The sequence below is a fragment of the Anaerosalibacter massiliensis genome (assembly GCF_024623155.1).
GTDB classification, from domain to species: domain Bacteria; phylum Bacillota; class Clostridia; order Tissierellales; family Sporanaerobacteraceae; genus Anaerosalibacter; species Anaerosalibacter massiliensis.
In genome coordinates this window covers 67,129-80,026 of sequence record NZ_JANJZL010000010.1, presented here as the reverse complement: position 1 = coordinate 80,026, position 12,898 = coordinate 67,129, and the positions used below count along the sequence as shown (strand labels likewise).

General features: G+C 28.8%; 18 protein-coding genes. 17 read left to right on the top strand and 1 reads right to left on the bottom strand.

What is annotated here, in order from left to right; genetic code table 11:
• The first annotated feature begins 67 nt into the window (after nt 1-67).
• The 15 genes from NSA23_RS12885 (at nt 68) to NSA23_RS12815 (ending at nt 9,752) form a co-directional block, all read left to right on the top strand.
• The gene (locus tag NSA23_RS12885; protein WP_042681125.1) at nt 68-1,129 is read left to right on the top strand and encodes an FAD:protein FMN transferase; all 1,062 of its coding nucleotides are present in this window, start codon (nt 68-70) and stop codon (nt 1,127-1,129) included.
• A 53-nt stretch (nt 1,130-1,182) separates the two neighbouring features.
• Nucleotides 1,183-1,830, top strand: a complete 648-nt coding sequence (locus NSA23_RS12880; RefSeq protein WP_042680977.1) for a M23 family metallopeptidase — start codon at nt 1,183-1,185, stop codon at nt 1,828-1,830.
• 46 nt (nt 1,831-1,876) lie between these two features.
• Nucleotides 1,877-3,112 carry an Rne/Rng family ribonuclease gene (locus tag NSA23_RS12875; protein WP_042680979.1) on the top strand — a complete coding sequence of 412 codons (1,236 nt, stop codon included), beginning with the start codon at nt 1,877-1,879 and terminating at the stop codon, nt 3,110-3,112.
• A gap of 104 nt (nt 3,113-3,216) precedes the next feature.
• Entirely contained in the window at nt 3,217-3,528 is a 312-nt protein-coding gene (gene rplU, locus NSA23_RS12870; protein WP_042680981.1) for a 50S ribosomal protein L21, read from the top strand.
• Nucleotides 3,529-3,533: 5 nt separating this feature from the next.
• A complete protein-coding gene (locus NSA23_RS12865; protein WP_042680983.1) occupies nt 3,534-3,884 on the top strand; it encodes a ribosomal-processing cysteine protease Prp in 351 nt (116 codons plus the stop codon).
• A 1-nt stretch (nt 3,885) separates the two neighbouring features.
• On the top strand, nt 3,886-4,182 hold the full coding sequence (rpmA, locus tag NSA23_RS12860; protein ID WP_042680984.1) for a 50S ribosomal protein L27: 297 nt from the start codon (nt 3,886-3,888) through the stop codon (nt 4,180-4,182).
• A gap of 67 nt (nt 4,183-4,249) precedes the next feature.
• Nucleotides 4,250-4,804 (top strand): Spo0B domain-containing protein, encoded by a 555-nt coding sequence (locus NSA23_RS12855; RefSeq protein ID WP_042680986.1) that lies wholly within the window; start codon nt 4,250-4,252, stop codon nt 4,802-4,804.
• A 92-nt stretch (nt 4,805-4,896) separates the two neighbouring features.
• Nucleotides 4,897-6,168 (top strand): GTPase ObgE, encoded by a 1,272-nt coding sequence (gene obgE / locus NSA23_RS12850; RefSeq protein ID WP_042680988.1) that lies wholly within the window; start codon nt 4,897-4,899, stop codon nt 6,166-6,168.
• A 28-nt stretch (nt 6,169-6,196) separates the two neighbouring features.
• On the top strand, nt 6,197-6,379 hold the full coding sequence (locus NSA23_RS12845; protein WP_042680990.1) for a hypothetical protein: 183 nt from the start codon (nt 6,197-6,199) through the stop codon (nt 6,377-6,379).
• 25 nt (nt 6,380-6,404) lie between these two features.
• Nucleotides 6,405-6,695 (top strand): ribosome assembly RNA-binding protein YhbY, encoded by a 291-nt coding sequence (gene yhbY, locus NSA23_RS12840; RefSeq protein WP_042680992.1) that lies wholly within the window; start codon nt 6,405-6,407, stop codon nt 6,693-6,695.
• A 76-nt stretch (nt 6,696-6,771) separates the two neighbouring features.
• Nucleotides 6,772-7,383: a nicotinate-nucleotide adenylyltransferase gene (nadD, locus tag NSA23_RS12835; protein ID WP_042680994.1), complete on the top strand. Its 612-nt coding sequence runs from the start codon at nt 6,772-6,774 to the stop codon at nt 7,381-7,383.
• 16 nt (nt 7,384-7,399) lie between these two features.
• Nucleotides 7,400-7,972, top strand: coding sequence for a bis(5'-nucleosyl)-tetraphosphatase (symmetrical) YqeK (gene yqeK / locus NSA23_RS12830; protein ID WP_042680996.1), 573 nt, complete (start codon nt 7,400-7,402; stop codon nt 7,970-7,972).
• 6 nt (nt 7,973-7,978) lie between these two features.
• The gene (locus NSA23_RS12825) at nt 7,979-8,941 is read left to right on the top strand and encodes an LCP family protein (RefSeq protein ID WP_042680998.1); all 963 of its coding nucleotides are present in this window, start codon (nt 7,979-7,981) and stop codon (nt 8,939-8,941) included.
• Between the two features lie 21 nt (nt 8,942-8,962).
• Nucleotides 8,963-9,304, top strand: a complete 342-nt coding sequence (rsfS, locus tag NSA23_RS12820; protein ID WP_042681000.1) for a ribosome silencing factor — start codon at nt 8,963-8,965, stop codon at nt 9,302-9,304.
• Nucleotides 9,305-9,371: 67 nt separating this feature from the next.
• Nucleotides 9,372-9,752: a RidA family protein gene (locus tag NSA23_RS12815; RefSeq protein ID WP_042681002.1), complete on the top strand. Its 381-nt coding sequence runs from the start codon at nt 9,372-9,374 to the stop codon at nt 9,750-9,752.
• Between the two features lie 26 nt (nt 9,753-9,778).
• Here the strand turns inward: NSA23_RS12815 and NSA23_RS12810 are convergent, their stop codons facing one another.
• Nucleotides 9,779-11,053, bottom strand: coding sequence for a D-alanyl-D-alanine carboxypeptidase family protein (locus NSA23_RS12810; protein ID WP_257490595.1), 1,275 nt, complete (start codon nt 11,051-11,053; stop codon nt 9,779-9,781).
• Between the two features lie 144 nt (nt 11,054-11,197).
• On the opposite strand from NSA23_RS12810, the gene NSA23_RS12805 reads away from it, so the two are divergent.
• Nucleotides 11,198-11,836, top strand: a complete 639-nt coding sequence (locus NSA23_RS12805) for a helix-hairpin-helix domain-containing protein (protein WP_050069767.1) — start codon at nt 11,198-11,200, stop codon at nt 11,834-11,836.
• A gap of 15 nt (nt 11,837-11,851) precedes the next feature.
• The gene (gene selD, locus NSA23_RS12800; protein ID WP_081915208.1) at nt 11,852-12,886 is read left to right on the top strand and encodes a selenide, water dikinase SelD; all 1,035 of its coding nucleotides are present in this window, start codon (nt 11,852-11,854) and stop codon (nt 12,884-12,886) included.
• The last annotated feature ends 12 nt before the right edge of the window (nt 12,887-12,898 follow it).

Sequence of the window (12,898 nt, the reverse complement as noted above, 5' to 3'; positions counted from 1 at the left end):
AGAGACAAACCCTAACATAAAGTTAGGGTTTGTTAACTTTAATAATCAATTTAAGAGGAGAGAAAAAATGAGATATAGGAATAAAATAATATCTTTGATAGCTTTTATTTTAGCTTTCTCCATATTTTTAGGAGGATGTGGAAAAAAAGAAGATAAAGAGCCTCTCTCAAAGACTGAGTTTATGATGGATACAGTCATGACTATTAAATTATATGACAAAAAAGATGAAGAAGTGCTGAAGAAAGCTTTTAACAGAATAAAAGAAATTGAAGATAAAATGAGTAATACTATAGAAAATAGTTATATAGATAAAATAAATAAGAATGCAGGCAAGGCACCAATAGAAGTAGATGAAGAAGTATATAATTTACTTGTCAAAGCTAAAAAATTTGCTGAATTGACAGATGGAGCTTATGAACCTACTATAGGTCCTTTAGTAGAACTCTGGAATATTAAAGGTGAAGGTAAAAATGATAAGCATACTATTCCTAAAGAAGAGGATATAAAGAAAGCACTTGATAAAGTAGACTATAAAAAATTAGAACTATTAGATAATAATAAAGTGCTTTTAAAAGACAAGGGTATGAAACTAGACTTAGGAGGAATAGCAAAGGGATATGCTGGTGATGAAGTTAAAAAGGTATTAGAGGAAAATGGAGTTAAACATGCTATAATAGATTTAGGCGGAAATATATATGCTTTAGGTTCTAAAGAAGGAGATAAATCTTGGAAAATTGGAATACAAAACCCAAAAGAAGAAAGAGGTAGTTATGTAGGCATTGTTGAAGTAAAAGAAAATGCAGTAGTTACTTCAGGAGATTATGAAAGATATTTTGAAGTAGACGGAAAAAGATATCATCATATAATAGATTCTAAGACTGGATATCCATCAGACAATGAACTATCTGCAATAAGTATTATATCTAAAAGCTCTACAGATTCAGATGCATTATCTACTGCTTTATTTGTATTGGGAAGAGAAAAGGGAGCGAAAGTTTTAAGTAAATTAGAAGATACAGAGGTACTTTATATAACTAAATCGGGAAAAGTTTATATTTCTAATGGTATGAAAGATAAATTTACTTTGAAAAATCCTAATTTTGATTTGAAGATTAATGAATATAAATGAGAATAAAACCCGCCAATAATAAATACTATATTATTAAATAGGCGGGTGATATTATGATTAATAATAGATATAAAAGTAGTACTAAAAGGTATAAAAGAAGTTCTAAAGGTAAAAGCTTTTATAAAAAACAATTAAGTAAAATATTGATTGCTTTAGTTATATTAATAATTATTTTAATAATAAAAAAAATCAATATTAAATTTACAAATAAGGTGATACGTATAATAGATAAAGGTATTAAACATGAATTTAATGTAAAAGTTGAGGGAAAGAAAGCATTGGATTTTTCAAAAAAAATTTTAAAGGTACCAGAAAAAGCAGTTTCTGTATTTAACCCTGATTCTAAAAATAAGGATTATATTTCTCCACTAGAGGGAAAAATACATAGTTCTTCTGAAAAAACAAAAGGTATCAATATTCAACCTTACGAAGAAACGGATGTTCTATCTATAGGAAAAGGCACTGTTACTAGAATAGAGGAAAGGAAGAATTCAAACTATTATATAACAGTTAATTATGAGGATTTTGAAGCAATATATGGGAAATTGGAAAAAGTAAATGTATCTATGGGAGATATAGTTTTTAAAGGAGAAAAAATTGGTACTTTAGGAGATATAAATGGGAAAGAAAAACTATTATATTTTGAAATTTGGAAAGATGGCCATACTATAAATCCAATGGATATTGTGACAATTAATTAAAATATTATAGAGGAATAATTCCTCTTTCATTTTTAGGAGAGATAAAATGAATCTTATACTTATAGATATTAAAAAAGATAAAAATAGTATAGCTATAATAGAGGAAGATAGGCTAGTAGAATTTTATATAGAAGAAGAAAATGAAAAGATACTAGGTAATATATATAGAGGTAAAGTCGTAAATGTACTTCCAGGTATGGAAGCTGCTTTTGTAGATATAGGAGAGAAAAAGAATGCTTATCTTTATATAAAGGATGCTCTTCCAAAGCTTGTAGATTATAAAGAAGATGTTTCAATAAAGGATATAGTTAAAGTTGGGGATGATTTAATAGTACAAGTTATAAAAGAGGCCATAGGAACAAAAGGACCTAAAATTACCACTCATATTACTATACCAAGCAGATATATAGTTCTTACTCCTTATTCTAATAAAATATCGATTTCAAGGAAAATTGAAGATGAAAATGAAATAAAGAGGCTATTAAATATAGGTGGAAATATAAAAAAAGATGATATAGGAATGATTTTTAGAACAGCTTCCCAAGGTGTGGAGTCTATTAAGTTAGAAGAGGAACTAAAATTTTTATTAGATTTATACAGTAAAATAGAAAGAGAAAAAAATTTTTCTCCTTCTCCAAAATTAATTTACAAAGAAATAGATATTTTAAATAGAATAATTAGAGATATTTTTATAAACTTTAAAGGAAAACTAATAATAAATAATAAGGAAAAATATAAAGACATACTAAATTTAGTACAGTACATAAATCCAGAATCTCATAAAAATATTGAGTTAAAAGATGGGAAGGATATTTTTAAATCCCATAATATTTATGATGAAATAGAAAAAGCTTTAAATAGAAAAGTACCTCTTAAAAGTGGAGGATATTTAATCATAGATGAAACAGAAGCTTTAACTGCAGTTGATATAAATACTGGGAAATATATAGGAAGTTTAGATTTAGAAAGTACTGCTTTAGAGACTAATTTAGAAGCCGTAGAAGAGTTGACAAGACAACTACGTCTTAGAAATATAGGAGGAATAATCATAATAGATTTCATAGCAATGAATAATCAAGACGATGAAGAATTAATAATGGAAAAATTAGAAGAAGAACTTAAAAAAGATAGAACAAAAACCAGTGTAGTAGGTATGACTAAATTAGGACTAGTTGAAATGACTAGAAAAAAGGTGAGGAACCGCCTTTCTTGGGGCTATTTTAAAACATGTCCACATTGTAACGGTAGCGGAAAAATATTATTGAATAATATTGACAAATAGGAAACTATTTGATAAAATTAAGTTCTGTAAGTAGCCGCACAGTGTAGGTTTTAAAGCCTAGTCACCTAACATTGGCGAGACTGGATAGGGGAGGTGCAATACAAATGTATGCTGTGATTGAAACTGGAGGAAAACAATATAGAGTTGAAGAAGGAGACACTATTTTTGTTGAAAAACTAAATGCAGATAATGGAGAACAAATTAGTTTTGATAAAGTTTTAGTTCTTTCAAAAGATAATGATTTAGTTGTTGGTAAGCCTTATATTGAAGATGCTAAAGTAGAAGGCACAGTTTTAGATCAAGGAAAAGGTAAGAAAATTGTAGTTTTCAAATATAAAGCAAAGAAAAACTATAGAAAAAAACAAGGACATCGTCAACCATATACAAAAGTAAAAGTTGAAAAGATTTTAGGATAATTAAAATGATAAAAATAGAAATATGTAAAAATGCATTAGGCAATATTTTCAAATATCTAGTAGAAGGTCATGCAGGATATGCAGAAAGAGGTAATGACATAGTTTGTGCAGCAGTTTCTATGCTTACTCAAACTACTCTTATTGCATTAAATGAAGTAGCTGAAATAGATGAAAAATATATTGAATATAAGATAGATGAAGAAAAGGGAATTCTGGAAGTATCTATTCCTAAAGATCTTCCAAATGAAAAATTAAATATTGCCAATACAATATTGAAAACTATGGAAGTAGGAGTTAAAGCTTTAATAGATAGCTATCCGAAATATATAACTCTCAAATATAGGGAGGTGGAATAATATGATAAAGTTAAATTTACAATTGTTTGCTACTAAAAAAGGAGTAGGTTCTTCAAGAAACGGTCGTGACAGTGAAGCTAAAAGATTAGGAGTTAAAAGAGGAGACGGTCAACTTGTATTAGCAGGTAATATTTTAGTTCGTCAAAGAGGAACAAAAATTCACCCTGGAACAAATGTAGGTAGAGGTGGGGATGATACATTATTTGCAAAAGTTGATGGTTTTGTTAAATTCGAGAAAAAAGGTAGAAATAGAAAACAAGTTAGTGTATATCCAGTAGAAGTAGAAGAATTAGCATAAATAAAAAATTGGCTTACCTAAAAAGGTAAGCTTTTTTATTATTAAAAAATATAAGGAGATGAATGTCTTGAAGAAAAATTCTGAATATCTAGAGAGAAACACTAGATATATATCATATATGAAAGATGTATTTAGAAAGCAGCGTCATGATTATATGAATTATTTTCAAATTATATATGGTTATCTACAGCTTGGAAAAACAGAAGAGGCAATAGGGCAAATTAAAAAAATTATCCAGCTTAACTCTAATATAAGCCAGATATATAAATTGTCTTTATTCCATATAAGTATATTTTTAGACAATGTCATTAAGGAAATGGAAGACTTAGAATATATAGTAGATATTGATGTTATAAATAACACAAAAAATACCATATCTTTTTTTGATAATGAAGAAAAAATAATTGAAAATTTAGGCTTGATTTTTACCTATTTTTTAGAGAAAGATATTGAGTCTAAAAAGAATATAGGCATAAAAATTGAAGAGTTTGAAGATAGAATATCTTTCATATTTTTTGGAGAAAATAAAATATCTACATTAATTAAAATTAATGAAAATGTAAAGATAATTGAGGATAACGGAAGAATTAATGTAGTTTTTAAATTAAAAAATTACATATAGCCTTAAAACAGAATAGTATTGACAGGACTAGTAGAATTGGTATAATTAAGTTACAAATTATTGTATAAGAATAAGTATAGAAGGATGGTATTATGTTTGTAGATATCGCAAAGATACGCTTAAAAGCAGGTAAAGGTGGAGATGGAGCAGTAGCTTTCAGAAGAGAAAAGTTTGAACCTTCTGGTGGCCCTTATGGAGGAGATGGAGGAGATGGAGGAAGTATTATAGTTGAAGTAGATGAAGGGCTTAAAACTTTAATGGATTTTAAATATAAAAGAATTTATAAAGCAGATAACGGAGAAAATGGTAGGACTAAAAAACAATATGGCAAAGCTGGAAAGGATTTAGTACTTAAGGTACCACCAGGAACTATAATAAAAGATTCAGAAACTGGTGGAGTTATTATAGATTTTAAAGATAAGGATGAAAAGTTTGTTATTGCAAAAGGAGGGCGAGGGGGCAAAGGAAATGCCAAATTTGCGACTTCCACTAGGCAGGCACCAAAATTTGCAGAATCTGGAGAAAGAGGAGAAGAAAAAGAAGTTATTTTTGAATTGAAATTATTAGCAGATGTTGGATTAGTTGGGTTTCCTAATGTAGGAAAATCTACATTGCTTTCAATAATGTCTGCTGCCAAGCCTAAAATAGCCAATTATCATTTTACAACTTTAAAGCCCAATTTAGGAGTTGTGAGAGTAGGAGAAGGCAAAAGTTTTGTAATGGCAGATATTCCAGGACTAATTGAAGGAGCTCATGAAGGTGCAGGTCTAGGGCATGAATTTCTTAGACATATAGAGAGAACAAGGCTTATAGTTCATGTAATAGATGCTTCTGGAATAGAGGGCAGAAATCCTTTAAAGGACTTTTACAAAATAAATGAAGAATTGAAAAATTATAATCCTAAATTAGCTGAAAAGCCTCAAATAATAGTAGCCAATAAAAAAGATATTGAAAGTTGGAGTGAAGGTTATAAAATATTAGAAGAAGGTTTAGCTAAAAAAGGTTATAAAATATTTCCTATTTCTGCTGCTACTAAAGATGGTATAGACATGCTTAAATATGGAATATGGGAAGAACTTTCAAAACTCGAAGCTGATTATGAAACTTTTGATGATCCAGTTGAGTTTAAGAGAATAGAAGAAAAAGAAGATATAGTAGTAAAATTAGAGGATGGCAAATTTATTGTAGAGGGAGATCTTATTGAAAAATTAGTGTATTCAACTAATTTTGACGATTTAGATTCATTGAGATATTTTCAAAATGTCCTTGTGAAGAAGGGAGTAGTGGAAGAATTAAAGAACTTAGGCATAGAAGAAGAGGATACAGTATATATTTGTGGATTTGAATTTGAATTTTTTGAATAGAAGACTATATGGAGGTTAAAAGAAAGAAATGGCATGTTATAATTGTGGAAATTGTAAAGAAAATAATCCCACATATTATTGTATAGCAAGAGATGAAGTAATTATAAACGAGAATTATATTCCAGAAGAAAAGAAAAGAGATGGATGGAAAGAAGGAAATAAGAGTTATGAATTTCATAGAAGGAATACAAGAAAAGAAATGGAAGATTAAAGAAGATACAAAAGGAGTGTATTAATTGTTAACGGGGAAACAAAGAAGCTATTTAAAAGGTATTGCAAATGCTATAGAACCTATATTTCAAATAGGAAAAAATGGTATTAATGAAAATTTTATAAAACAAATAGATGAAGCGTTGGAAGCGAGAGAAATTATAAAGGTAAATGTATTAAATAATAGTTTTTTAGAAACAAAATCTGCAGCTAATAAGGTAGCTGAGTTGACAGATGCAGAATTTGTTCAAAGTATAGGAAATAAATTTGTGATATATAGAGAGTCTGAAGAAAATAAAAAAATAGTTTTACCATAAAAAGATTGGCGAAGCCAATCTTCTTTATATTTTTAAATAAATAATAAATACAGTATGAAATATTGGAGGAATAATAATGATAAAATATAAGATGGGTATAATGGGTGGTACTTTTGATCCTATTCATATAGGTCATTTAATATTGGCAGAAGAGGCAAAAAATCATTTTGGACTTGACAAAATTATTTTCATACCTACAGGGAAACCACCTCACAAACATTGGGACAATGTTGCAGATTCTGTACATAGATATGAAATGACATTGATAGCTACTATAGACAATCCAGATTTCATTGTATCATCTATAGAGATTGATAGAGAAGGTACTACTTATACTATTGATACCATAAAATATTTAATAAATCAATATAATAATACTGAATTTTATTTTATAACAGGTGCTGATTCAATAGTAGAGATTTTCAAATGGAAAGATACTGAAAAACTCTTATCTCTTTGTAATTTTATCACAGCAAAAAGAGCTATTGTTTCGGATAATAAATTAGAAAAAACTATTTTAGATATAGAAAAAAGATTAGGAACTACTATAGATATTTTACCTATACCATATATAGATATATCTTCTACAAACATAAGGCAGAGGATAAAAAGAGGTAAATCTATAAAATACTATGTACAGGATGGTGTTAGAGAATATATATTAAAAAACAAATTATATATTGATTAGATATGGGGGAATAAATATGTTTGAAAAGTGGATACATGAAAAACTTGAAGATGAAATAGGAACTGTAAGATACAATCATTCTTTAGATGTAATGAAAGTAAGTATGGAACTTGCAAAACTATATGGGGAAAATGAGAAAAAAGCAGCATTGGCTGGCCTTCTCCATGACTGTGCTAAAATCAGAGAAAAAAGAAAATTATTGAAAATGGCTGGTGAGTTTGGTATAATTCTAGATAATGTCATGAAAAATAATGTAGAATTAATCCATGGGCCATTGGGAGCTGAAGTAGCTAGAAAAGAATATAATGTATTAGATATAGAAATATTGTCTGCAATAAAATATCATACAGTTGGAAAAGAAGATATGAGTTTATTAGAAAAAATTATTTTTATAGCAGATTATATTGAGCCTAACAGGAAATTTAAAGGTGTAGAGGAAGTTAGAAAATTAGCTTTTGAAGATTTAAATGCTAGCTTAATACTTGCAATGGACAATACTATTAAATTTGTTATTTACGGTGGGGGACTAATACATTTAAACACAGTAAAGGCAAGAAATTATTTGAAATTAGAAAAGAGTCTGGAGTGAAGTCTAGTGAAAAAGAAATTTATTAAATCATTTTTTACATCTTTTTTAGTTTTTGCTCTTCTTTATAGTGGGGGAGCCTATTATTACATAAATGTTAGAAATCAAGAAGCTGAAAGTAGCGATAATATATTTGATAGATTTATGAATGATGATGGCAAGGATGAATTAACTTTTCTTTTTTTGGGAGTAGATACTAAGGATCTATCAAATGATGATAAAGAAAGATCTGATACAATGATGTTGTGCAATGTAAATAAAGCTACAGGAAGTGTATCAATCCTATCAATACCGAGGGATACAAGGGTAAATATTAGAGGTAGGAAAAATGAAGAAAAGATAAATCATGCCCATGTCTATGGAGGACCAGAACTGTCAATAGCCACAGTTAAGGATTTGTTAGGAATAGAATTAGATTACTATGTTAGGGCTGATTATAAAATAGTAGAAGAGTTTGTAAATTTGATAGGCGGTGTGGAAATAGATGTGCCTATGGATATGAGTTATAGTGATTTAGCAGCTGATCCACCTTTGAGAATAGACTTAAAAAAGGGAAAACAAGTATTAGATGGGGACAAGGCTTTGCAATTTTTAAGATTTAGAAAAGGGTATGAAGATCAAGATTTGGGTAGGATAAATGCACAACAGGAATTTATTCAAGCTTCTATTTCTCAAACACTAAGGCCAGAAAATATAGTTAAGGTTCCCAAAATGGTAGAAGCTTATTATAAATATATAGATACTAATATACCTTTTGATACAATAATGAGATTTGCATTAAAGGCAAAAGGTATAAATACTGAAAATTTGGATATGGCTACATTGCCTGGAGAACCAGAGATGATAGATAAAGTATCATATTTTATACCTTATGAAGATGAAATGTATGAATTAGTAAAAAATATGTTTACTGACCATAAAACAGTAGAGAATAAATATACAGATGAAGATGAGGAAGAAGAAACAAATTGATTTTTACAGGAGGTATATTTAGTGAAAGAAATAGATAAAAGACTTTCCATTATATCAAAGGCTTGTGAAGATAAGAAAGCATTTGATATCAAAATATTAGGAATATCAGAACTAAGTAGTATAGGAGACTATTTTGTCATTGCTAGTGGAAATTCTACAACTCAAGTTGCTGCTATTGCAGATGAAGTTGAAGAGAAAATGGAAGAGTCAGGATTTGAAATATTACAAAAGGAAGGTCAAAATTCTGCTAGATGGATTTTATTAGACTATGGAGACATTATAATACATATATTCCATAGAGATGATAGAAAATTTTATGATTTAGAAAGACTTTGGGCAGATAGTGAAAAGATTGAACTATAAGTATATTATAAAAAATCTTCTTACTTAAGTGAGAAGATTTCTTTATATTAAAAAGGGAGGAATTTATATGGAAAAAGAATTAATATCAACTAATAAAGCACCTGCAGCTATTGGTCCATATTCTCAAGCCATGAAAACAGGAAATATGATTTTTACATCTGGACAATTAGGTATAAATCCTGAAACAGGGGAATTTGTTAATGATAATATACAAGAGGAAACAAGACAAAGTTTAAAAAATCTTATGGCTATAATGGAAGAAGCAGGTGGAACTTTTAAGGATATAGTTAAAGTAACAATATTTATCAAAGATATGGAAAATTTCTCGAAAATAAATGAAGTATATGAAGAATATTTTAGTACTCATAAACCTGCAAGATCCTGTGTAGAAATATCTAGACTACCTAAGAATGGAAATGTAGAGGTTGAAGCTATAGCCATTATATAAAATAAACACCTATATAGGTGTTTATTTTATATAAAAGAACTTCTTTTCTTTTTTCTTGCTGCTCTTTTAATATGTATAATTATTCTCCATAAAACAAATAAAACAATCAAAGAAAGCCACCATTTACCATTTAAATAATTTTTTACTATAGATTTATAGAAAGGTATCTTATCTATAGATTTATTAGAAATGATATTTACATATCCTAAGGAATCCCCATCAAGAAAATATTCAATCTTTCCTATAGTTTGTCCCTTAGAAATTGGTGCTTCTAATGAAGATGGAAGGGAAATTTTCTTTTTAATTTTATTCTTATAATTTTTAGGAAGACATGCATTAAAATTCTTTTCAGACACGCAAGCTATGGAATTACTTGTACCCTTTTTAATATTTACATTGTCAATAAATTCATTTTTTGTTAAAAGAGAAGTTTTTTCAAAGTTATCAAATCCATAATTTAATAACTTGTGTGTATCTGTATAGATATTTTTTCCCTCAGATTTCAGCACAACAGATATAAGTCTAGTTTTTCCCCTACTTGCGGAGGTAATTAAACATTGTCTAGCTGCATTTGTATATCCACTTTTAATTCCATCTACTCCATCATATTTAATAGGTATTATTTCTCCATTTAAATCTATTTTTCTAGTGCTATAAAGTAACCTATTAGAAGACCATAAATTTCTTGATTCCTCCTTTTTATTAGTATTAGGAATAGTATAGTGGTAGTTTTTTACTATTTCTCTAAATGTACTATTTTTCATAGCATATCTTGCTATAGTAGCTAAATCATGGGCTGTACTCACATGATTCTCATCAGGAAGTCCATTTGGATTTACAAAATGGGTGTCTAAAGCACCAACTTCTTTTGCTTTTTCATTCATTAAATTTACAAACTTTTCAACACTTCCTGAAATATGGATTGCAATAGCTACAGCTGCATCATTAGCAGAACCTATCAATAGTGCATTTATCAAATCATTTAATGTCAGTTCCTCCCCAGGATCTAAAGCAATATGTGTCCCGTCAATTCCCTCAATTATCTCATCAGTTATGGTGACTGTGTCATTTAAATCGCCTAATTCAATGGCTAATATTCCAGTCATTATTTTAGTGGTACTAGCTGGATAAAGTTGTTTATTAGGGTTTTTCTCATATAATACTTGTCCTGTTTCTTCTTCAATGAGAATAGCCCCTTCACCAGAAATATCTGGTTTATTGTTAAAAAGAGCATCTGCATAAGAAAAACTACAAAAATTTACTAGAATAGTTATCACAAGTATAAAGTATAGTTTTTTCAAAGTACCCACACCTTCCTTAACTGTATTTATATCATTATATCAAAAAATAAAGCTTTTTTATTATAAAAGTAAAAAAAGAAGGAAAAAAACTAGGGATAATAGAATTAATTAGTAGAGAATGGCAAAGAAACAGGGGGTGTGAAAGTGAAAATCTTTACAAAAAGAGAGCAAATATGTATACTAGTACTAGTTATAATAGTTATTTGTATTACATTTTATGGATTTTACAGAAATAATACAAAAGTTAATAATATGGATTTAGAAGATAAAAAAATAGAAGATGAAGAAATTCCTGAAGAGGAAGATAAGAATGAAGAAGTGAAAAATGAACCTGAATATATTATGGTTCATATTAGTGGACAAGTATTTAAACCAGGACTAATTGAGTTGAAAAATGGCTCTAGAGTGACAGATGCAGTAAATAAAGCAGGAGGTTTAAAGGATGAGGCAGATTTAGATAGAATTAATTTGGCAAAGAAATTAATTGATGAAGAAAAAATATATATTCCTAAAATAGGGGAAGAAAATGATATGGTAGAAGATATTAATAGTTCTAATGAAGATACTCAGGAAAATTCTCAAAATGGAAATGATAAAATAGATATAAATAAAGCAACTAAAGAAGAGTTAATGGGGTTACCTGGTATTGGAGAAGTACTAGCAGGAAGGATTATAGAATATAGAGAATCGAATAAATTTAAAACTATAGAAGATATTAAAAATGTATCAGGAATAGGAGATAAAAAATTTGAAAGTATAGAAAATATGATTATTGTAAATTGAAAGGGTGATATGAAAATGGATGAGAAAAGGCTTACTCAACTAACTAAGAGTTCTGGATGAGCTGCAAAATTAGGTCCAGATACCTTGGCACAAGTTTTGTGTCAAATACCAAAAAAATATGATGAGAACTTAATTGTAGGTCTTGATACTTCTGATGATGCAGCAGTTTACAAAATTGATAATGACTTAGCTATTATTCAAACTTTAGATTTCTTTACTCCTGTAGTTGATGATCCATATATTTTTGGTCAAATAGCAGCTGCCAATTCTTTAAGTGATGTTTATGCTATGGGTGGAGAGCCTAGGTTAGCTATGAATATAGTTTGTTTTCCAGACTGCTTATCTCCAGATATTTTAACTGAAATACTAAAAGGCGGTCATGATAAAGTAGAAGAAGCTGGTGCTGTATTAGTTGGTGGACATACTGTAAAAGATAATGAACCTAAATATGGTCTTTCTGTTACTGGTTTTGTTCATCCTAATAAAGTTCTTACCAATGGGGATGCTAAAGTTAATGATTTTTTAGTACTTACAAAACCTATAGGAACAGGTATTATAAATACAACTATAAAAGGTGGATTAGCAGATAAAAAAGACTATGATGAAGCAGTGAAAGTCATGACTACTTTAAATAAATTTGCAATAGAGGCAGCTAATAAAGTAGGTGTAAATGGATGTACAGATATAACAGGCTTTGGACTTTTAGGTCATAGTTTAGAATTGGCAGAGGCAAGCTCTGTAACTTTAAAAATAAAATATAAAGATATACCTTTAATTGAAGGTGCATTACAATATGCTCAGATGGGATTAGTACCAGCAGGAGCCTATTCAAATGAGGCATATATAGGGGACAAGATTCAATTTAATACAGAGTTACCAAGAGAGATAATTGATATATTATATGATCCACAAACCTCAGGTGGACTTCTTATATCTGTACCAGAAGATAAGGTTTGTGAATTGTTAAAAGAATTAAAATATACTCCTACTGATTTTGGAGTTATTGGTCAGGTAGTAGAAAAGGAAGATAAATATTTAATAATAGAATAAAGACAAAGGAAG